Below are 19,672 nucleotides of genomic sequence, written 5' to 3'. Positions count from 1 at the left end.
ACGTCGACCAGCGCGGGTCGTCCGGCCCGGGGGGGGTGGACGAGTGACCCGTTCGAGACGACGTCGGGACGGGCTCGCGGGTTGCCCCGGACCGGCACGAGTTTCGCAGGTGTCACGCGCGGGGTCCGGTGGACCCGGTTCAGCGCACCAGTTCCGGGGCCTGGGGGTGGCCGAACAGTCCCGGGAGGCCACCGCTGTGCAGGAGCACCGTGCGCTCGCCCGCCCCGACGTCGCCGGCCCGGACGGCGGCGACGAGACCCGCGGCGGCGCGTCCGGTGTAGACGGGGTCGAGCACGATGCCCTCGGTCCGCGCGACGAGCGCGACGGCCTCCGCGACAGCCGGTGTGAGCACGCCGTAGCCCTCGCCGACCTGGTCGCGGCGCATCCGGGGCCGACCCGGGTCCGCGGTCCCCGCCTCGCGCGCCAACCCGCGGGCCAGGTCGGAGACCCGGGCCTGCGCGTCCTGGACCGCTCCCGTGTCGACCCCGAGCACGCGGTCGACACCGAGGGCGTGCACCAGCCCGGCCATGGTGCCTCCGGAACCGATCGCGGTGACGACGGTGGTCAGGTCGGGCGCCTGGGTCAGCAGTTCAGCCCCGGCGGCGACGTAGCCGCGGGCCCCGACCACGCTCGACCCCCCGAAGGGGATGACCTCGGTCGGGGTACCGTTCTCGCGCAACGATTCTGCCTCCCGCTCGACGCGGGCGGCCAGCGTCGTCGGGTCGACCTCGCCCGCCCAGACGATGCGCGCGCCCAGCAGGGCGTCGAGCAGGAGGTTCCCGCGCGCCTCCGCCGGTTCGTCGCCCTCGAGGACGAGCACCGCCTGCAGACCCAGGCGCGATGCGGCGGCCGCGGTCAGCCGGGCGTGGTTGCTCTGCGGAGCTCCGCTGGTGACGACCGCCGCAGCCCCGGCCGCCAGGGCGGCGCCCAGGGTGTGTTCCAGCTTGCGGACCTTGTTGCCGCCGCCCCCGAGCCCGATGAGGTCGTCGCGCTTCACCCAGAGGTCCTCCGGTCCGAGACCCAGGGCCTGCGCGAGGCGCGGCGCGGGTTCCAGCGGGGTCGGCCAGGACCCCAGGACGACCGGCTGGTGGACCGTGGCGGGAAGGTGCTCGGGCACCGCGTCTCCTCCGTGACGACCTGCGCGGTCGTCGACCTCGTGGGCCGTGTGTCGAACTCGACACACGCAGTGCCGGAACGGTGTCGGCGCCGACACCACGGTGCCACACCGGATCCCTAACGTTCTGGACGTGGCCGCAACGGCGACCACGACACCGGTCCCCGGACCGAACCGTCCTAGGAGAAACACCATGCGTACGAAGATCACCGTCGCCGCCGCCGCACTCGTCGCCGCCGCCGGGATCGCCGGCGCCGGCGCTGCGTCCGCGTCCTCCACCCCGGCCGTTCCCACGGCCACGCCCATCCACTTCGCCCACGGCGCGACCTCGGCCCGCGTCAGCGGTCACGTCGCGGCGAACGGCGACCGCCGCTACACCTTCCAGGCCCGCGCCGGGCAGACGGCGACGTTCCACCTCTCCCGCAGCACGTCGGCCATGACCTGGACCCTGGTGGGGCCGACCGGGCCGTCGGTGCACAACGCGCACAGCCCGCGCCAGAGCGACTTCACCTACCGCCTGCCCGAGAGCGGCACGTACTACGTCGACATCGTCTCCACCCGCTCCGCCAGCTACGACCTGTCGGTCGCGATCCCCGCAGCGACGTCGGGTGGTGCGGCGTCGGGCACGGCCGCGACGAGCGCCGCACAGACCGCCGCGGGCCAGAAGATCCGCTTCGCTCCCGGGACGACGTCGACGACCATCACCGGTGGGGTCGGCACGACCGGTGCCGCGCACTTCCACTTCGACGCCACCGCCGGTCAGCGCGCGGTCGTGACGTTCCAGGACGTCTCCGGGAAGGGCACCTGGTCCCTGGTAGCCCCCGACGGGTCGCCGCTGCACACCAGCATGAGCGAAGACCAGGGCCGCGCGACGATCACCCTGCCGCAGAACGGTTCCTACCGCCTCGACCTGCAGATCCCGTCGGGTGCCACCTACACCCTGTCGCTGTCCATCCCCCGCGGCTGACCTCCCGCTCCGGCCGACCGGAGCACCGTCGGGTCCGCGCGCCGGAGGGGACGCGCGGACCCGGCGGCGCTCAGGGGGTCGGCTGTCGTCGCGTCAACCCCGCGCCGGGAAGGCGTGCCGGCGCGCGAGCGCCACGACGAGCAGCGCCGCGCCCGCGAGGACGACCATGAGCAGGGGCAGGGTGGAACCGGCCGAGCCACCGCCGATGAGCACCGCGCCGAAGACCCCGGCGCCGGCGATGGCGAGGTTGAAGGCCACCCCGATGAAGGAGTTCGCGACGTCGGCGTTCTCCCCCGCCGCGTGGGCCATCGCCGTCTGCAGCTGAGCGGCCGCGCCGCCGAAGGCGAGACCCCAGGCGACGACGGCGGCGAGCACCGCAGCCCGGGAACCCCCGGCCACGAGGAAGACGCCTCCGGCGAGGAGGAACGTCACGAGGCTGCCCAGGACCAGCGGCCGCAGCGCCCGGTCGATGAGTGCGCCCGTCAGGAGGAGACCGACGAGGGCGCAGACCCCGAAGAGGACCAGCACCCGGTCCACCGGCAACGGCACGGAAACCGCCCGCAGGTACGCGGACACGTAGGTGTACATCGTGTTGTGCGCGAGCATCCACAGGGGGATGACGACCAGGATCGGCGCGACCCCCGGGATGCGCAGCACCCGGCGCAACGGCAGCTGCGCCTCGGGTCGCCCTCCGGGCGCGTCGGGCAGGACGAACCGACCCACCACCACGATCACCAGGGCCAGCGCGGACGCGAGCAGGAACGACCACCGCCAGCCGAACGAAGCCCCCAGCCAGGAACCGAACGGGGTACCGACGGCCAGGCCGACCGGAGTTCCCAGGGAGGCGATCGACAGGGCCCGGCCCGCCGAGGCGGGCGAGGAGATCCGCCGGGCGTAGCCGGCCAGCATCCCCCAGAGCAGACCCGAGCACGCCCCGCACACGAAACGCATCACCAGGGTCAGGACGAGGTCGCTGGACACCGCGACGACGGAGTTGGCCAGCAGGAACACCCCGACCGTGACGAGCAGCACCTTCCGGCGTCCGACCCCCCGGGTCAGCGCAGCGGCCGGGACGGCGCAGACGACGGTTCCCAGGGCGTAGCTGCTGACGTACTGCCCCGCCAGTCCCTCGCTGACCCCCATCCCCGCGGCGATCTCCGGGAGCAGCCCGGCGGGCATCGTCTCGGTGGCGATGAGCAGGAAACCCGTCACCGCCATCACCAGGAGCGCCGTCAGGGGGAAACCCTCCGCAGGGGTCGTCGCCGCTGGGGAACTCCGTCGGGCTCCGCGGGTTCGCAGTCGAGGCACGGACCCACCGTAACCGCGGACGTCCGGCGTCCACCGCACTCCGGGGTTCCCTGTCAGGGCACCTCAGGGGACGACACCGGCCCGGTGGCGCAGGTCACGGCACGACGTCGACGCTCACCGCACCGCCCTCCAGCAGTTCGAGCTGTTCCGCCGAGGCCTGGTAGGTCCCGAGGTGCAGCGTGTCGTCGGCGTACTCGACGCCGGAGGCGTCGTAGTAGAACCCCAGGTTCCCCCAGGGGGTGAAGTAGATGAGATCGCCGTCCTCGGGATCGGACCCCGGGGACCCGGCGTGGTCCAGCTCACGGGGGAGGTAGCTGATCTTCTCCCGCCCCGCGAGGTCCTCCACCGGGAGCGTCAACGGCAGCATCGAGAGGAAGTCCCGGGTCGCGGGGCTGTCCTCCCCGATCGTCACGTCGACGCTCGTCCGCGGGGAGGTGAAGCGCACGACCGTGCCCACCACGTCGGTCGTGGCGGGAAGCGTCACGGTGGTGGCACCGCCCAGTGAACTGCCAGGCGAACCACCGGGCGACCCCGTGATCTGATCGCTGCCCGGCGCGGCGATCGGTTGCGGCGAACTGCAGGAGGTCACCGCCGCACCGGTCAGGAGGACCACCGCGATCAGCAGGGCCCACGCTCGCCTCCTCCCCCTCGACGTTCCCGAACGACCCCCTGCGACGAACCGCGAGACCAGGGACGGCGTCACTCCACCGGAGAGGGCCGTGACCGTGGTGGCGAGGAGGAAGGCGAGGATCCCCGTGATCGACAGGCGCTTGCGAGGCCAGGAGCGGGTCAGCACGCCGAGGGCTGCCCGGGGGGAAGGTCGTTCGACGAGGGTCGAGACGGGTGGAGGTGTCGGCACGGGACTCCGGGGGAACTGGTGGGCGGGCACGACCGGACGGGCATCCCCACGATCCAAGCTGACCCGCCGTCCCGGCGCGCCCCACCAGGGGTACCCCAGCAGTACCTCTACCCGCAGGGACTTCTCCCGCCACCACGACCGACCTTCGATGGGAGCTCGACGTTCCGCGAACTCCAGGAAGGCCATCATGACCTCGACGTCCCACGAGTCCGACACCGCCGAACTGCTCCCGCCGGGTTTCTCCCGTCGCCGCGTCCTGACGATGAGCGGCGTGGCCGCAGCGGCCGGAACTCTCGCGACGGTTCCGAGTTCGACCGCGGCCCACGCAGAGGAACCCGCGCCGGAGGACACGTGGGACAAGACGTTCCCCCGGAGCGCGGCCGTCGACCACCAGAAGGTGACCTTCACCAACCGGATCGGCATCGAACTGGTCGCCGACCTCTACCGTCCCCTGGACCTCGTCGGGCCGGCGCCGGCCCTCGTGGTGGGGCACCCCTTCGGCGGGGTGAAGGAGCAGACCTCCGGGCTGTACGCGCAGACCATGGCCGAACGTGGTTTCGTCACGCTCGCTCCCGACGCCTCCTACAACGGTGAGAGCAGCGGGTGGCCCCGCCACATCGCCTCCCTCGAGGCCTTCGTCGAGGACTTCAGCGCGGCCGTCGACCACCTCGGTACCCGCCCCTCCGTGGACCGGGACCGGATCGGCGTCCTCGGTGTCTGTGCCAGCGGAGGTTTCGCCCTCTCCGCAGCTCAGGTCGACCCGCGCCTCAAGGCGGTCGCCACCGTGAGCATGTACGACATGGGCCGCGCCTACCGGGACGGTCTGGGGTACGCACCGGTCCCGAGCGAGGTCAACACCGTCGAGGAACGACAGCTCGCCCTCGCCGAGGCCGCCGAACAGCGGTGGGCGGAGTACGAGGGCGCCGAGGTGCGCTACGGAGGCGGCGACGCCGTGGCGCTGAAACCCTCCCAGCAGGCGGCGGCCGACGAGTTCGCCGCCTACTACACGACGCCGCGGGGTGCCCACCCGCGTTCGCACGCGTTGTCCCTCACCAGTCTCGGCGCCATCACCGGTTTCATGCCGCTGGCCCAGCTCGAACTCACCGCACCCCGCCCCCTGCTGCTCGTCGCCGGTGAGGACGCGCACTCGCGCTACTACACCGAGGACGCCTACGCGCAGGCCCCGGAACCCAGGGAACTGCTCATCGTCCCCGGCGCCGGGCACGTCGACCTCTACGACCGGGTCGACCTGATCCCCTGGGACAGGCTCGCGGGGTTCTTCCACGAACACCTCTGATCCCCACGTCCTCCCCCTGGGGCCACGCTCGGGGGGACGACGGGGAACGTGAGCGCGCCCGGGTCGGTCTACCGCTGCTCGAGGCTCTGCGACGCCTCGTGCCGGGCGGAGGCGGGTTCCCGGGCTTCGAGGCGGGTCGCGGCCCACGACCCGAGGAGCTGCAGCCGTTCCGCGGTGACGCTGCTCGGCTCCGCCGCGTAGATGGTCAGGGTGAGACCCGGTTCGGAGACCATCGAGGTGGATTCGTAGGCCAGTTCGAGGTCACCGACGGCCGTGTGGTTGAAGGTCTTCGTCCCCGAACCGTGGTGGCGGACGTCGTGGGTCCCCCACAGCCGACGGAACTCCTCGCTGCGGGTGGACAACTCCCCCACCAGGTCGTGCATCTCCTTGTCTCGGGGGTCGGCCCCGGCCGTGGTGCGCAGGATGGCGACCGCGATCGCGGCGGCGACGTCCCAGTGCGGGTAGAAGCGGTGGGAGTCGGGATCGAGGAAGGTGTAGCGGGCGAAGTTCGGGGACGCGCCGGCGACGGAGGCGTGGGCGGACTCGTACACCGAGGAGTGCATGGCCGCTCCGATCGTGTTCGCCGCCAGCAGGTCCATCCGTCCGCTGACCACGATCGCCGGCACGGTGATCGCCTCCAGCGTCCACTGCAGACTGGGACGCGGCGTCCAGCGCGTCGTGGACCGTCGCCGGGGACGAGCCAGCGCGGAGGTTCCGTCGGCGGCCTGGGCGAGGGCGAACAGGTGCGTGCGTTCGGCGTCGTCCAGTCGCAGCGCCCGGGCCAGCCCCTCGAGCACCGAGGCGGACACCCCGCCGAGCGCACCGCGCTCGAGCTTCGCGTAGTACTCGACGCTGACCCCGGCCAGGGACGCCACCTCGGCCCGGCGCAGCCCGGGCACCCGGCGCTGACCGGCGTCGGGCAGACCGACCTGGGCCGGGGTGACCTTGGCCCGGCGGGTGGTGAGGAAGTCGCGGACCTCGGCGCGGTTGTCCATGGTGGCGACGGTAGGTGCTCCCGGCGCTCGCAGACACCCCGCAGGCGCACCCTGGCGAGGGGTGTACTGCCGGTGAACCCCTCACCAGGGCACCGCTCCCGGGCGGTGCGGGGACCGGGACGGGGCCACCATCGAGGTGTCCCAACCCGGCCTGACGAGACCGTGCAGGCCGACCGAACCGAGGAGAACCCCTGTGCGCGCTGTCGTGATGCACGCCGCCGGAGACGTCCGCGTCGAGGACGTCGACCGCCCCACGATCGTGGAACCCACGGACGCGATCATCCGCCTGGCCGCGACCTGCGTCTGCGGGTCCGACCTGTGGCCCTACCGCGGCTCCGACGAGGTGACGACGCCGCAGCCGATGGGCCACGAGTACTGCGGGGTCGTCGAGGAGGTCGGCGCCGACGTCCGGAACGTGGCGGTCGGCGACTTCGTCGTCGGGTCGTTCTTCGCCTCCGACAACACCTGCGAGATCTGCCTGGCCGGCTACCAGACCGGCTGCGTCCACCGTCAGCCCGGTGCCCCCAGCGGCGCCCAGGCGGAGTACGCCCGCATCGCCCTCGCCGACGGCACCCTGGTCGCCACCCCCGGCCAGCCCGACGCCGACCTGATCCCCTCGCTGCTGGCCGCCTCCGACGTCCTCGGCACCGGCTGGTTCGGGGCGGTCGCGGCCGACGTCGGCCCCGGCAAGACCGTGGCGGTCGTCGGGGACGGCGCCGTGGGCCTGTGCGCGGTCCTCGCGGCCCGCCAGCTCGGCGCGGAGCGGATCATCATCTCGAGCCGTCACGCCGACCGGCAGGCCCTGGCGCGCCAGTTCGGCGCCACCGACGTCCTCGCCGAGCGTGGCGAGGAGTTCGTCGCCGTCGTGAAGGAACTCACCGGCGGGCTGGGGGCGCACTCCGCGGTCGAGGCGGTGGGGACCCACGAGTCGATGCACCAGGCCATCGGAGCCACCCGCCCCGGTGGGCACGTCGGCTTCGTCGGCGTCCTGCACGACGTCGCCATCACCGGCGACGACATCTTCATGACCCACGTGCACCTCCACGGCGGACCGGCCCCGGTGCGCCGGTTCCTGCCCGACCTCATCCAGCTCATCTGGGACCGGAAGATCGACCCCGGCAAGGTCTTCGACCTCGAACTCCCGCTCGACGACGCCGCCGAGGGCTACCGCGCCATGGACGAACGCCGGGCCACCAAGGTCCTCCTGCGTCCCTGAACCCCCTCCACCTCCCGAAAGGAAACCCCGTGCAGCTCAACACCCCCGCACCGACCCAGAAGCCGACGGCCACGTTCACCGGCGAGGTGCTGATGACCCCACTGGCCGCGGGTGAGGCCCCCTCGCGGATCGGAGTCGCCCACGTGCGGTTCACCCCCGGCGCACGCACCTACTGGCACGTCCACCCGATGGGCCAGGTGCTGCACATCACCGACGGCACCGCCCTGGTGTGCACCCGGGACGGGTCGGTGCTGCGGGCCCGGGCCGGCGACACCGTCGTCTGCTCCCCGGACGAGGAGCACTGGCACGGCGCCACCGCCGACTCCTTCGCCGCCCACCTGGCCATCCAGGAGGCCGCCGACACCGCCGACGGTAGGACGAGCCCCGTGACCTGGCTGGAACCGGTGACCGACGAGGACTACGCGCGCGCCCAGGCCTGAACCCTCCGCCGGACCGTGACGGCGGTACCGTCCACCACCCCCGCTCGCCCACCCCCTGGAGGAACACCGTGACCACCATCGCCATCGTCGGGGCCGGCACGGGCCTCGGCGCCGCAGTCGCCCGGAGGTTCGGGGCGGAGGGGTTCGCCGTCGCCCTCGTCTCCCGGACCCTCGCCCACGTCGAGGAACTGGCGGCCGGGCTGCGCAGCGGTGGGACCACGGCGAGCGGGTTCGAGGCCGACGTCCGGGACCCGGCGTCCCTGACGGCAGCGCTGCGAGCGGCCCACGACGAACTGGGCCCGGTGGAGGTGCTGCAGTACAGCCCGATCCCGGCGCAGAACTACTTGCGTTCCGTGGGCGAGACCACGAGCGCCGACCTCGCCGAGGCCGTCGCCTTCTCGGTGGTCGGGCTCGCGACGAGCGTCGAGGCGGTGCTGCCGGGCATGCGCGCCCTGGGCCGCGGCTCGATCCTCCTCGTCAACGGTGGCAGCGCCGTCCGTCCCCGGCTCGCAGTCACGGGGACGTCGGTGGCCTTCGCCGCGGAGAGCACCTACGGGGCGCTGCTGCACGAGGGTCTGGCGGCCGGCGTCCACGTGGGTCAGCTGATCGTCCCGGGTGCGATCACCCCCGGTCACCCGACGCACGATCCCGACGTCCTCGCCGAGCGGTTGTGGTCGATGCACACCGGACGCGAGCGGTTCCGCGAGTTCGCCGAGGCGATGGACACCTGACCGACGTGCCGCGGAACCCGCCGGAGTTCGAGGGCAGAACCCTGCCGCGACCACAGGACGACCTGGACGAGCAGGGACTGGGGACCCCGGGGACATGGCGACGGGCTACACCACCCTGACCGTCGGGGTCGGACGCTGACGAGTCCCCGGGGGACCCGGGTCCGGCGGCCCCATCGGTTTCCGCCCACCCTGCACGGGTACCTCCCCGGTGTGAACGAGCATGATCGCCGGCGCTACCTGACCGTCTACCTCAACGACCACCTCGCCGGGGCGACGACGGGCCGGGCCCGCTTCGCCCGCAGCGCCCGGGCCCACCGGGGGACCGAGACCGGGCGTGCGCTGGAGCGGCTGCACGACGAGATCGTCGAGGACCGGCAGAGCCTGCTGCACTGGATGCGGGTCCTCGGCGTCCCCTCGCAGCGACCGTTGCAGTACGCCGGCCGGGTCGGGGAGGCGCTGGGTGCGCTCAAACCGAACGGGCACCTGGTGCGGCCCTCACCGCTGCGGACGGTCATCGAACTGGAGGGTCTGCTGCTGGGGGTCCAGGGCAAGGCCGCCGGGTGGCGCAGCCTGCGGGAGCTGGCCCTGACCGACGAGCGCCTGGACGCCGAGGCCCTGGAGGAACTGGTCCAGCGCGCCGACCGTCAGGCCGCCGAGCTGGAGCAGCTGCGGCGCGCTGCGGTCCGCGACGTCCTGGGGGGCTGAGGCTCCGGTGGTCGCGGCGCGACGCTCGCTGCCCGTGGGGGTCCTCGTCGGGATCGGGGTCGCGGGGTTCCTGGACGAGACGGTGTTCCACCAGCTCCTGCACTGGCACCACTTCTACGACCGCTCCACGTCGACGGTCGGTCTCGTCTCCGACGGCTGGTTCCACGCCGGCAGCTGGATCGCCGTCGTCGCCGGCCTGTTCCTCTTCGCGGACCTCCAGCGGCGTCGGGCCGTCGTGGGCCACCGCGTGCTGGCCGGCGGCCTCTTCGGCTGGGGCGGGTTCCAGCTCTACGACGGGCTCGTGCAGCACAAGGTGTTCGGTCTGCACCAGATCCGCTACGGCGTCGACCTGTGGCCCTACGACGTGGCGTGGAACCTGGCTGCGTTGGCCGGGTTGGTGGCGGGCACCGTCGTCCTGCTCGTGGGACGTCGGCGCGGGCGGCGGCGGGACGCGTGATCCCCGGCTGGGTGCTCCTGCTCGCGGCGGGAGTCCTCCTGGCGTCGTACCTGGTGGCGGAGGGCGGTCTGCACCGGCGGGGTGACCGGTGGCCGGTCCCGCGGACGGGTGCCGCCGTCGCCGCGGCGGTGGCGTGGGCGGTCGCCGGGTTGTGGCCGGTCCGCGGGGCCGTGGACGACGTCGTCGTCCACCTGCTGGTGACGATGGCGGCGCCCGTGCTGCTGGCGTCGTCGGCCCCTGTGAGCCTCGCCCTGCGGACTGCTCCACCTGGTCTGCGCGGACTGCTCGTCCGGGCGCTGCACCTGCGCTGGTCGCGGGTGGTCACCTGGCTGCCGGTCGCGACCGCCCTCGAGGTCGGCGGTCTCTACCTGTACTACCTGGTCCCGGTCCCGCCCGCGGTGCACGGCCTGCTGATGGTGCACATGGTCGCGGCGGGGTGGCTGTTCGCGACCGCCCTCGTGGGTTCCGACCCCGTACCCCACCGGCCGAGCCTCGGGGGCAAGGCCGTCGCGCTGCTGACCGTCTTCGCCGCCCACGACGTCCTGGCCAAGCTCCTCTACGCCCGCGGGGGCGGCGCGGCCGCCGAACTCCTGTTCTACGGGGGTGACGTCGTCGAACTCCTGACCGCGGTCGCGCTGTTCGGTCGGTGGTACCGACGGCCCCGTTCCCGTCCGGCCGGCCGTCCGGTGCGTCCCGGTGCCGTCCGGGACCGCGCCGCGCGCTGACCGCCCGGCACGGAGCACTTGCGGGTACGCCCGGTCGGCGTCATCGTGGCGGGAGGTCGAGCCGGGGCCGTCGTCCGAGCCCAGGAGCAGCCGTGCAGCAGCCCACCTCGCAAGAGCGTCTCGAACACCTCACCCGGTCCCTCGTCCTGCACCTGCGGGACCTCCTCGACCAGTACCCCGAAGGCGCCGTGCTGCTCCCGCAGCAGGACGGCGAGCTCTCCGCCTGGTCGGCCCGGGTCCCGGGGTTCCCGGGTCCGATCGCCGTCGGGGTCTGCGCACGGTCCGCCCTGGACGGCCCTCTCGCCCACGCCGTGGAGGAAGCGCACGACGGCGGCGGCGTCCTGGTCGTCTGCGACGTGACGGACACCTCGACGGGGGACGCCCGGACCGTGATCCAGCTCCCCGACGACACCGACGTGGTCGAGGTGCACCACCCCTCCGAGATCGCCGGCGCGGTCATCGAGGCGCTGGCCGGGGACGTGCCCCTCGTGCTCGACGTCCGGCTGAGCCCGGAGGAGGGCACATCGATGTTCTCCTCGGGACGGGACGCCGAGGTGCACTGAGCCGCCGGACCGGACCGCCCCGTCAGAACTCCGCCGTCTCGCCCCGGGCGACGTAACGCACCACCGACCCGAGCCCGCGGCGTTCGACCTCGGCCCGGAAGTCGGACAACGGCGAGCGGAAGACCCCGTAGTCGTCGTGGTGCACGGGCACGGCCTGCGCCGGACGCACCAGCTCGAGGACGTCGGCTCCGGCCGCGCCGTCCAGGGTGACCACCACGCCTCCCGGCAGCGTGGTGCCGCCGAGGTGCAGGACGGCGAGGTCGACGTCGGGGTAGCGCGTGGGGATCTGCCGCAACTCCGGGACGTTCAACGTGTCGCCCGACAACCAGACCCTGCGCTCCACCGCTCCCCCCACCCGGGAGAACTCCAGCACGCTGCCCATGACGGCGGGCAGGAGGGACTCCACCGCCCCGAGGGCGTGCCGGGCCGGGGTCGCGGTGACGACCACCTGGTCCGGACCGGTGGTGAGCGTGCTCGACTCCCACGTGAACAGGCCACGGACGTCACCGAAGCCGTGACGGCCCGCGAGCCGTCGACGCGCGTGCGGGGTCGTGACGATCGGCACCGCGCGGTCGAGCCCGCGGCGGGCCACCCGGTCGAAGTGGTCGCCGTGCAGGTGCGACAGCACCACCCCGCTGAGCGGTGGCAGCTCCTCCACCGACAGCGCGGGTTCGGTGAGCCGACGGGACAGGACTCCCTTGCCGAGGTAGGCGAACTGGCCCCGGTGCAGGAAGTTCGGGTCGGTCAGCACGGTCAGGGCGCCCCACCGCAGGAGCACGGTGGCGGTGCCGACGAACGTCAGCGAGAGAGTTCGGTCCACACCGTGCAGCTACCCAGCTGCGGGCCGGACACTCCTGCGACGCGGCTCCACGTCGCCTCCCCCGGTCCGGAGACCTACCGGGCCGTGGCGATGCGCGAGCGGACCTGCACCACCGGCGCCTGCGGTTCGGGAACGGTCTCGAGGGCGAAGTCGGCGATCGCCCCGGGCCGGAAGATCAGGCAGCAGGTGGAACCCCCGAACTGGAAGCGCCCGATCTCGTCCCCCTTGCGTACCCTGGCCCCCGGCACGACGTGGTCGGCGATCAGGCACGAGGAGACGTCGGCCATCCCCACCGGGACGAACGCGACCAGTCCGAGGGTCGGGTCGTCGGCCTCGAGGAGGATGACCGCCCGGGCGGCGACGTGGGCCAGGTAGCCCTGCGACTCCTGGGGTTCCCCGGCACTGGTGCCCTCGGAATCCGCTTCCGAGTAGTAGGTCCCCGGCACCGGGAAGGCCCGGACGACGGTTCCCGACACCGGGGCGTGCCAGCGGTGGTAGTTCGTCGCGCTGAGGTAGGCCTGGTAGACCGTCCCCCCGACGAACTGCTCGACCGCCTCGTCGCCGTGCAGCACGTCCTGCAGGGAGTAGGGCTGGCTCTTCAGCCAGAACCGGTCCTGTCGCTGCACGTTGCGGGCGATGGCGTAGGGCGTGGACTCGCAGGGGCTGACGACGACCTTGTCGTCGTCCGGCTCGGCGACCGGTCGCTGACCGTCGCGGAACCGGCGGGTGAAGAAGTCGTTCCAGGAGGTGAACCCCCAGTGCTCGTCGTCGGGGTCGTGCTGGTACTGCTCGATGCCGATCGCCGCCCGGGCGGCCTCGCTCTTCCACCCGGACGGGGAGTCGTTGAGGACGTAGGTGGAGGCCGGGCTGTCGAGGAACTCGCACCAGGTGTTCAGGATCTTCTCCAACGCCGCGTTGACGCGCGGGTCACGGAAGGCGGCGAATCCCGAGGGGGTGCTGATCGACCAGTCCAGGATCGCGGCGATCGGCGTGATGACCATGGCGTCCTCGCTGAACTCCGGGGCCATCGTGAGGACCTCGTCGATGAGCAGGAGGAGCTGCTCGACGGTGTGGACGTGCCGCTTCCGGTAGGGCTTGGCCTGGGGTTCCTGCTCGAGCATGCGTTCGACGTGCATGCGCAGGACCGCGTCGGTCCTCAGCAGCTCCTGGAAGGCCTGGAGCACCGGGTGCAGGGGAATCGAAGCGTCCCGGACGGCGGCTCGGGCGACGTGGCGTTCGAGCCACCTCTCCAACCCCTCCATGTCCGGTGGGAGCCACCCGGCCCGGCGGCGGGCGTCCGTGCGTTCGAGGTCGCTGGTCTCGGAAGTCACCGTCCCAGCCAACCCCAGGTCCACGGTCGGCGCCTCCCGACCTCGAGGACCCGGTGAACACCGCGTTCGGCTCACCCGTGACGGCCCAGGCCGGGAAACCCGCCTCCAGCACGAGTTCCGGCTCCACCCTGAAGAACTCCGGAGAAACTGCCACCCCTCGACGACGGACGTCGCCTGGACGCGGAGGTGCAGTTCTCCCTCGGAACCGCAGCCCTGGCCGACCCGTCGCTGAGAACCGTGACCGACGCCGCGCACCGGGACGTCGCCCACGCCTGCCGCCTCGTCGCGCGGGTCCTCACCGCGCCCCCGCGGAAGGAACGCACCACCGCGATGTTGCACGCCCTCCTCGACGGTCTCGCCCTGCACCTGATCCGTCAGGGGTGGGCCGGGCCCGGAAGGCGCCGGTGGCGACCGTCAGTGCCCGTAGTCGCCGGCCAACTGCTCCTGCTCGGACAGGACCGCCGCGATGTCCGCCTGGACGACGTCCAGCTCACCGATCACCCGACCCGTCTCGCCGATCCCCGCCGCGACGCTGCGGCTGCTGGCCTGGATGTCCGCGATCTGCTCGCCGACCCGTTGGGTGGCTTCCGCCGTCGCCCGCGCCAACTCCTTCACCTCTCCCGCCACCACCGCGAAGCCCTTTCCCGCCTCGCCCGCACGAGCGGCCTCGATGGTGGCGTTCAGCGCCAGCAGGTTCGTCTGTCCCGCGATCGAGGAGATGATCTTGATGACGTCGCCGACGGACGTGGTGACCTGCTCCAGCGCTTCCACCTCCTGCACCATGGCGCTGGCCTGGTCGCGCGCGGCCCCCGCCACCCGGTCGGAGTTGTAGGTGGCCTGACGCAGCCGCGACACCGTGTCCATGAGCGACCGTGCCGAGGAGGCGTCCTGCTCCGCACGGTGCAGCATCTCCAGACGCTGGGACAGCAGCTGCGCGACGTTGCGCAGCGCCTCGGCCCGCGTGGCGGACAGCTCGATGCTGTCGGTGGTGAAGAAGTCCATCGTGCCCACCACCTCACCCCCGCTGAGCAGGGGGAAGCAGACGCCGGAGCGCACCCCGGCCCGCTGGGCCGCCGGTGCGCGCACGCAGTCGGTCATCTCCGCCAGGTCCGCGACGAAGACCAGGTCACGTGCCTTCCACGCCCGGCCCGACAGGCCCACCCCTTCGGCGAAGGAGGCGCGCAGGGTGACGTCCCGGAACTCCTGCCCGGCCGAACCGGACTCCAGCTGGAACTTCAGCGTCCGGTCCGTCTCGTCCAGGGCCCAGAACGAGCCGTAGGCCCACCCGAACGCGCTGCGGACCGTCTCCAACGCGGTGCGCAGGGCGCTCGCGGCGTCCGGCGCTTCGCCGACCCGGGCGATGACGGTCGTCACGGCCTGGCGGTCGTGGAGGGTCTCCGCGAGTGCCGCAGCGGACAGTGCGTGCTGCACGCCGTAGGCCACGACGCGACTGATGGCCTTCCACTTCTCCGTGCGGACCCCGAAGAAGGGCAGCGGGGCGCTGCCGTAGTACTCGTGCAGCGCCACGACGCGACCGCCCACGACGACGGGGAGGATCGCCCCCTGACCCGCACCCGCACGCGCGGCGACGGTCCAGCGCTGGTGGGTGGGCACCTCGTCGGTGGAGGACTGATCCAGCACGGCCATGGTGTGGGTGGCGGCCCACTGCAGCTGGTCGGGGTTCAAGGTGATGGTGTCGCTGCCGCTGCGGCCGAGCGCCTCGCTCAACGCTCCGGTCTCCGCGACCAGGCGGAAGGGGTGACCGGCCCCGGTCGAACCTCCGGGGGCGGGCAGCCACACCGCCCCGTAGGTCAGCCCCAGCGCCTCCGAGAGGGCCACGACGACCGCACGGTGCGCGTCGACCTCGTTCTCGACGCCGCCGGACAGGGCGGCGAGCACCGCTTCGAGGGCTTCCACGTCACGCGGCATCGGATGCGCGGGAGAGGTGGAGCGGTGCGCGGAGGAGGAGTTCTGACGTCCGAACACGTGCGGGCACGTCCTTCCGGTCACGAGGTCCGGGGGCGCGGCGCAGCGAGTCCTGACGGAGCTCGACCGGGGAGCCGTGCTGGTACCCGGGGCCGGCTGCTCGACCTGGTGGGTGATCTCGTCGACAGCGCGGAGACGTCGTCGACGGCGCACGTCCGGGATCTCCCGGGACCGCGCACCCACCACATCGGCAGGTGGGCGAGGATCTGGAGGGGCGGTGCGCGGCGACTTCCACCCGTGGGCCCGGTCAGGGACGCTGCCCCGGCCGGGGTCCACGGTGGTGTCGCTGCGTCACAGCTGGTCCGGGGCGCGGACCAGGCGCAGGACCCTCAGCTGCGGCCGTACCGGCGACGGAACTTCTCCACGCGTCCCTCGGTGTCCAGGACGCGGGCGTTGCCGGTCCAGAACGGGTGGCTGGCGGAGGAGACGTCGACGTCGACGACGGGGTAGGTGGCGCCCTCCCACTCCACGGTGGGCAGGCCGGCGCGCGAGGTCAGCGTGGAACGCGACAGGAACGCGGTGCCGGCGGACTTGTCGCGGAACACGACGTCGTCGTAGGCGGGGTGGGTGTGGAGCTTCACGGTGACCTCCGGGTGGGCTGTTCTGACCTTCCCTCATGAGAACTCTTCTCAGTGGAGGGTTGTTCCCGTCCCCGGGCTCGGGCTCGGGCTCACCTACGCTGGCTCGGGTGAACAGCAGCAGGAGATCCGGACGCAGCGGACGTGCGGTCCGCGCCGTGCAGCACGCCACCCGCGTGCTGGACCGCCCCGTCACCACCGCCCGTCTGGGGCAGCGCCTGCACGACCTGGCCGAGGCCGCGACCGAACTAGCCGCCGACGCGGGTCTCGACCTCGACTCCCCCACCGACCTCTACGGCGACGGCGTGGTCACCGTCCTGGAGCGACGCGTGGCGGACCTCCTGGGGAAGGAGGACGCCGCGTTCTTCCCCACCGGAACGATGGCCCAGCAGGCGGCACTGCGGTGCTGGGCCCGCCGCGGAGGGTCGGACGGTGTCGCCCTGCACGCCCTGTCCCACCCCCGCCTGCACGAGTCCGAGGCCTTCACCCGCCTCGCCGGCCTGCACACCGTCCCCCTCACCACCGCACCGCGACCCACCAGCGCCGAGGACGTCCGCGCCGTCGCCGAACCGTTCGCCACCCTGGTCCTCGAACTGCCCCTGCGTGACGCCGGGTTCGTCCTGCCCTCCTTCGAGGAACTGGTGGACGTCACCGCCGCGGCCCGGACGCGCGGTGCGTCCGTCCACTTCGACGGCGCCCGCCTCTGGGAGACCACCACCCACTTCGGCCGTCCCCTCCCCGAGGTCGCGGCCCTGGCGGACAGCGTCTACGTCTCCTTCTACAAGTCCCTGCGCGGCCTCTCCGGGGCCGCCCTGGCGGGACCCGCCGACTTCGTCGAGGAAACCCGCCTCGAACGTCACCGCTACGGCGGCAACGTCTTCCAGCAGTTCCCGGCCGCCCTCACCGCGCTGCACGGCCTGCACCGCGAACTCCCCCGGTTGCCCGACCACGTCGCCCACGCCCGTGTCGTCGCCGAGGCCCTCACCCGAGAACTCGCCGAGCGACCCGACCGGGGGTCCACCGGTTCCCCCTGGGCCGCGGTCCACCCCGCCGTCCCGCACACCCACCAGTTCCAGTTCTGGTTCCCCGGGTCCGCCGACCGGCTGAACGAGGCCGCCACCCGGCAGGCCGAACGGACCGGCACGGCGCTCTTCGCCAATCCCTGGCGCGAACCCGGGCTGCCTCCGGGGCTGTCCTGCACCGAGATCACCGTCGGGGAGGCCGGGCTCGCCTGGAACGCCGACGACGTGCGCACCGCCCTGCAGGAGTTCCTCGAGTTCTTCGACACCGCCGGGTGAACCGGACGCGGTGTGGATCGGGGCGGCGTGCACCACCGACGCGGCGCCGCGCACCCGGTTCGACGGCCTTCAGTCGAGGACCAGCCACTGCCGCCCGTTCAGCAGTTCCCGCACCGCGTCCAGGTGGCCCGCGTGGGTGGCCGTCTCGAGCACCGCGTGCAGCAGCACCGCCCGCAGGTCCGCGAGGCGGAAGTCGCCGAAGAGGTCACCGGGCCACCACTTCGGAGGCGCGTCCCCGCTCGTCGCCGCGATCACGGCGTCGCTGCGCGCGCACTGCGCGCGGTACCCGGCCACGACGGCCGCCGCGGGAACGTCCTGCGCGACCGTCCAGGCGTCGAACGAGGGATCGAAGGCGGACGCCAACCCCGGATCCCCGGCCACCACCAGCTGGAACCAGAACTGCTCGTCGTCCACCGCCAGGTGGTTCAGCAACCCCAGGCAGCTCCACCCGGACGGCAGCACCGGCCGCCGCACCGCCTCCTCGTCCAGACCGGCGACGATGCCCAGCACGTGCTCGCGTTGGCCGCGCAACGCCGTGTGCAGGGCCTCCACGTCATCCCGGTCACCCTCCACCGCAGACCTCCCCGCCCGCCGACGCCCTGGACCCACGACGTCCTGGACCCGCGCACCGACCGGAAGTCATCGGTCGTAGCACCGCGGACCGCGGTCAGAGGCGGAAGGTGTCCACCGCCCGGCGGAGTCGTCCCGACGTCTCGCGCAACGACTCCACGGAGACGCGGACCTGCTCCAGGCTGGAACGGTCCGCGGCGCTGGCCCCGGCCACGGCGGTCAGCACCCCGGCGATCTCGTGGGTGCCGTCCGCTGCGCCGGCCACGGTGCGGGCCAGTTCACCGGTCGTCGCCGTCTGCTCCTCGACCGCCGCGGCGATGCTGGCCTGGTGGTCGTCGATGCGGGCGATGACCTCCACGATGCGGCTGATGGTGTCGGCGGCCTCGATGCTCCCGCGTTCGATGGCGGCGACCTTGCGGGTGATGTCCTCGGTGGCACCGGCGGTCTGCTGGGCCAGGTCCTTCACCTCACCGGCGACCACGGCGAAACCCTTGCCCATCTCCCCGGCGCGGGCCGCCTCGATGGTGGCGTTCAGGGCCAGCAGGTTCGTCTGCTCGGCGATGGCGGTGATGGTGCCCACGACGCTGGCGATGGCCCGGGTGGCCTGCCCCAGCTCGGCGACGGTGGCGCGGGTCGTCTCGGCCGCCTCGACCGCCTCGCGGGCCACCGACGCCGACAGGGCCATGCTGGCGGAGATCTCGTTGATGGCCGACCCCAGTTCGCCGGCCCCGGTGGCGATCGTGGCCACGTCCGAGGAGACGACGTCCGCCGAACGGGCCGCCCGGTCGGTGTCACCGGTGGTGCGCTCGTTGGCCGCGGACAGGTCCCGGGCCCGCCCGGACAGCTCCTCGGCCATCCCCGAGACGTCCGTGGCCGCCGCGGCCACGTCGCCGACGGTGCGACGGGTGGCCGAGACCGCCACCTCCAACGCCTTCGCCATGTCGCGGAACTCGTCCCGCCCGTCCACGACGGGGACGACGCTCAGGTCACCTTCGGCCACGCGGTGCAGGTCGGTCACGATGCGGCGCAGCGGCCCCACGATGCTGCGGGTCAGCACGACCAGCAGCAGCACGGTCAGCACGGCCGCCAGGGCCAGCGCGGTCACGACCAGGGCGCGACTGCGCTGCGCGGCGCTGTGGGCGGTGGCCGCGGCGGCGCGGGCCCGGTCCTGGACGGAGGTGGTCAGTTCCTGGGTGGCGGTGAGCATGTCTCCGTAGGCGACGAACCCGACGTTGAGGATCTCGTCCTCGGCCGCCTCCACCTGCCCGGCGCGGTAGAGCGCGACCGCGCGGTCGTCGGAGGCGAAGTACCCGTTCCACAGAGTGGTGAGCTTCTCGGTGAGCCGGCGTTCCGCGGTGGTCATCGACGCGGTGGGCGCGGCGGTCAGCGCCGACTGCAGCTTCGCCCGGTCGGCCAAGAACCCGGCGCGGTTGGCGGAGGAGTCCTCCACGGCGGCGGCGGCACCGATGCGGCGCGCGTCCCAGGCGTAGGCGGCCTGCCAGCCGCTGACGTCGGCGTCGTAGAAGCTCTGCTGGTCGACGAAGTGGAGCAGCGCGGTCATCTCCTGCTGTCGGGCCAGTGAGCGCGACTGCGAGGAGATGCTGTTCAGCGCGGTCGCCCCGGTGGCGGCGAGCAGGACCAGCACGATGCCGAAGGCCAGCGCGAGGCGCGTGCCGACTCGGGCGCGGCGGAGCAGGGAGGACATGGGCGGG

At 72.9% G+C, this 19,672-nt stretch carries 20 protein-coding genes and 1 pseudogene; 11 read left to right on the top strand and 10 right to left on the bottom strand.

Translation table 11 applies throughout. From position 1 onward, the window contains the following. Positions 1 to 139 precede the first annotated feature (139 nt). The gene (locus AC0I8G_RS10895) at positions 140 to 1,117 is read right to left on the bottom strand and encodes a pyridoxal-phosphate dependent enzyme (protein WP_471729928.1); all 978 of its coding nucleotides are present in this window, start codon (positions 1,115 to 1,117) and stop codon (positions 140 to 142) included. Positions 1,118 to 1,307: 190 nt separating this feature from the next. Between AC0I8G_RS10895 and AC0I8G_RS10890 the strand changes: the two genes are divergently transcribed. Continuing rightward, entirely contained in the window at positions 1,308 to 2,081 is a 774-nt protein-coding gene (locus tag AC0I8G_RS10890; protein WP_471729927.1) for a peptidase, read from the top strand. Between the two features lie 93 nt (positions 2,082 to 2,174). On the opposite strand, the gene AC0I8G_RS10885 is transcribed toward AC0I8G_RS10890, so the two are convergent. Beyond that, positions 2,175 to 3,389, bottom strand: a complete 1,215-nt coding sequence (locus AC0I8G_RS10885; RefSeq protein ID WP_471729926.1) for an MFS transporter — start codon at positions 3,387 to 3,389, stop codon at positions 2,175 to 2,177. Between the two features lie 94 nt (positions 3,390 to 3,483). Next, complete coding sequence (locus tag AC0I8G_RS10880) at positions 3,484 to 4,464, bottom strand: cyclophilin-like fold protein (protein ID WP_471729925.1); 981 nt, start codon at positions 4,462 to 4,464, stop codon at positions 3,484 to 3,486. Here AC0I8G_RS10880 and AC0I8G_RS10875 point away from each other — a divergent pair. Next, positions 4,436 to 5,545 (top strand): alpha/beta hydrolase, encoded by a 1,110-nt coding sequence (locus AC0I8G_RS10875; protein ID WP_471729924.1) that lies wholly within the window; start codon positions 4,436 to 4,438, stop codon positions 5,543 to 5,545. The genes AC0I8G_RS10880 and AC0I8G_RS10875 overlap by 29 nt on opposite strands. A 68-nt stretch (positions 5,546 to 5,613) precedes the next feature. Here AC0I8G_RS10875 and AC0I8G_RS10870 read toward each other — a convergent pair whose 3' ends face one another. After that, complete coding sequence (locus AC0I8G_RS10870; protein WP_471729923.1) at positions 5,614 to 6,540, bottom strand: helix-turn-helix transcriptional regulator; 927 nt, start codon at positions 6,538 to 6,540, stop codon at positions 5,614 to 5,616. 193 nt (positions 6,541 to 6,733) lie between these two features. Between AC0I8G_RS10870 and AC0I8G_RS10865 the strand changes: the two genes are divergently transcribed. The 7 genes from AC0I8G_RS10865 to AC0I8G_RS10835 all read left to right on the top strand — a co-directional run bounded on the left by AC0I8G_RS10865 (position 6,734) and on the right by AC0I8G_RS10835 (position 11,377). Continuing rightward, positions 6,734 to 7,756 carry a zinc-dependent alcohol dehydrogenase family protein gene (locus AC0I8G_RS10865; protein ID WP_471729922.1) on the top strand — a complete coding sequence of 341 codons (1,023 nt, stop codon included), beginning with the start codon at positions 6,734 to 6,736 and terminating at the stop codon, positions 7,754 to 7,756. Positions 7,757 to 7,785: 29 nt separating this feature from the next. Further along, complete coding sequence (locus AC0I8G_RS10860) at positions 7,786 to 8,196, top strand: (R)-mandelonitrile lyase (RefSeq protein WP_471729921.1); 411 nt, start codon at positions 7,786 to 7,788, stop codon at positions 8,194 to 8,196. Positions 8,197 to 8,264: 68 nt separating this feature from the next. Continuing rightward, positions 8,265 to 8,927, top strand: a complete 663-nt coding sequence (locus tag AC0I8G_RS10855) for an SDR family NAD(P)-dependent oxidoreductase (protein ID WP_471729920.1) — start codon at positions 8,265 to 8,267, stop codon at positions 8,925 to 8,927. Between the two features lie 210 nt (positions 8,928 to 9,137). Beyond that, on the top strand, positions 9,138 to 9,632 hold the full coding sequence (locus tag AC0I8G_RS10850; RefSeq protein ID WP_471729919.1) for a hypothetical protein: 495 nt from the start codon (positions 9,138 to 9,140) through the stop codon (positions 9,630 to 9,632). 7 nt (positions 9,633 to 9,639) lie between these two features. Continuing rightward, the gene (locus AC0I8G_RS10845) at positions 9,640 to 10,089 is read left to right on the top strand and encodes a DUF2243 domain-containing protein (protein ID WP_471729918.1); all 450 of its coding nucleotides are present in this window, start codon (positions 9,640 to 9,642) and stop codon (positions 10,087 to 10,089) included. After that, positions 10,086 to 10,814 carry a cytochrome c oxidase assembly protein gene (locus AC0I8G_RS10840; RefSeq protein ID WP_471729917.1) on the top strand — a complete coding sequence of 243 codons (729 nt, stop codon included), beginning with the start codon at positions 10,086 to 10,088 and terminating at the stop codon, positions 10,812 to 10,814. The genes AC0I8G_RS10845 and AC0I8G_RS10840 overlap by 4 nt, the downstream gene beginning before the upstream one ends. A 92-nt stretch (positions 10,815 to 10,906) precedes the next feature. Continuing rightward, a complete protein-coding gene (locus AC0I8G_RS10835) occupies positions 10,907 to 11,377 on the top strand; it encodes a hypothetical protein (RefSeq protein ID WP_471729916.1) in 471 nt (156 codons plus the stop codon). A gap of 22 nt (positions 11,378 to 11,399) precedes the next feature. Here AC0I8G_RS10835 and AC0I8G_RS10830 read toward each other — a convergent pair whose 3' ends face one another. Next, positions 11,400 to 12,197 carry an MBL fold metallo-hydrolase gene (locus AC0I8G_RS10830; RefSeq protein WP_471729915.1) on the bottom strand — a complete coding sequence of 266 codons (798 nt, stop codon included), beginning with the start codon at positions 12,195 to 12,197 and terminating at the stop codon, positions 11,400 to 11,402. A gap of 74 nt (positions 12,198 to 12,271) precedes the next feature. After that, positions 12,272 to 13,528: a phophatidylserine decarboxylase associated domain-containing protein gene (locus AC0I8G_RS10825; protein ID WP_471729914.1), complete on the bottom strand. Its 1,257-nt coding sequence runs from the start codon at positions 13,526 to 13,528 to the stop codon at positions 12,272 to 12,274. 147 nt (positions 13,529 to 13,675) lie between these two features. Here AC0I8G_RS10825 and AC0I8G_RS10820 point away from each other — a divergent pair. Then, positions 13,676 to 13,894, top strand: a pseudogene (locus tag AC0I8G_RS10820) (TetR family transcriptional regulator C-terminal domain-containing protein); the annotation flags it as partial. A gap of 48 nt (positions 13,895 to 13,942) precedes the next feature. Here AC0I8G_RS10820 and AC0I8G_RS10815 read toward each other — a convergent pair. Both AC0I8G_RS10815 and AC0I8G_RS10810 read right to left on the bottom strand, forming a co-directional pair. Next, positions 13,943 to 15,445 (bottom strand): methyl-accepting chemotaxis protein, encoded by a 1,503-nt coding sequence (locus AC0I8G_RS10815; protein ID WP_471729913.1) that lies wholly within the window; start codon positions 15,443 to 15,445, stop codon positions 13,943 to 13,945. Positions 15,446 to 15,843: 398 nt separating this feature from the next. Beyond that, entirely contained in the window at positions 15,844 to 16,095 is a 252-nt protein-coding gene (locus tag AC0I8G_RS10810; protein WP_471729912.1) for a type B 50S ribosomal protein L31, read from the bottom strand. Positions 16,096 to 16,193: 98 nt separating this feature from the next. Here AC0I8G_RS10810 and AC0I8G_RS10805 point away from each other — a divergent pair, with 98 nt between their 5' ends. Then, positions 16,194 to 17,390, top strand: coding sequence for a threonine aldolase family protein (locus AC0I8G_RS10805; protein WP_471729947.1), 1,197 nt, complete (start codon positions 16,194 to 16,196; stop codon positions 17,388 to 17,390). A 69-nt stretch (positions 17,391 to 17,459) separates the two neighbouring features. Here the strand turns inward: AC0I8G_RS10805 and AC0I8G_RS10800 are convergent, their stop codons facing one another. Together AC0I8G_RS10800 and AC0I8G_RS10795 are read right to left on the bottom strand one after the other, a co-directional pair. Further along, positions 17,460 to 17,942 carry a DinB family protein gene (locus tag AC0I8G_RS10800; protein WP_471729911.1) on the bottom strand — a complete coding sequence of 161 codons (483 nt, stop codon included), beginning with the start codon at positions 17,940 to 17,942 and terminating at the stop codon, positions 17,460 to 17,462. Between the two features lie 115 nt (positions 17,943 to 18,057). Beyond that, positions 18,058 to 19,665: a methyl-accepting chemotaxis protein gene (locus AC0I8G_RS10795; protein WP_471729910.1), complete on the bottom strand. Its 1,608-nt coding sequence runs from the start codon at positions 19,663 to 19,665 to the stop codon at positions 18,058 to 18,060. Between the last annotated feature and the right edge of the window lie 7 nt (positions 19,666 to 19,672).

This window comes from Kineococcus sp. AC630, assembly GCF_979255925.1.
This window is presented reverse-complemented; position numbering and strand designations above follow the sequence as displayed.

Bases quoted from the DNA above. Each gene is read 5' to 3' on its own strand.
- AC0I8G_RS10795 (WP_471729910.1), bottom strand. From the start codon at position 19,665: ATGTCCTCCCTGCTCCGCCGCGCCCGAGTCGGCACGCGCCTCGCGCTG.
- AC0I8G_RS10870 (WP_471729923.1), bottom strand. From the start codon at position 6,540: ATGGACAACCGCGCCGAGGTCCGCGACTTCCTCACCACCCGCCGGGCC.
- AC0I8G_RS10890 (WP_471729927.1), top strand. From the start codon at position 1,308: ATGCGTACGAAGATCACCGTCGCCGCCGCCGCACTCGTCGCCGCCGCC.
- AC0I8G_RS10875 (WP_471729924.1), top strand. From the start codon at position 4,436: ATGACCTCGACGTCCCACGAGTCCGACACCGCCGAACTGCTCCCGCCG.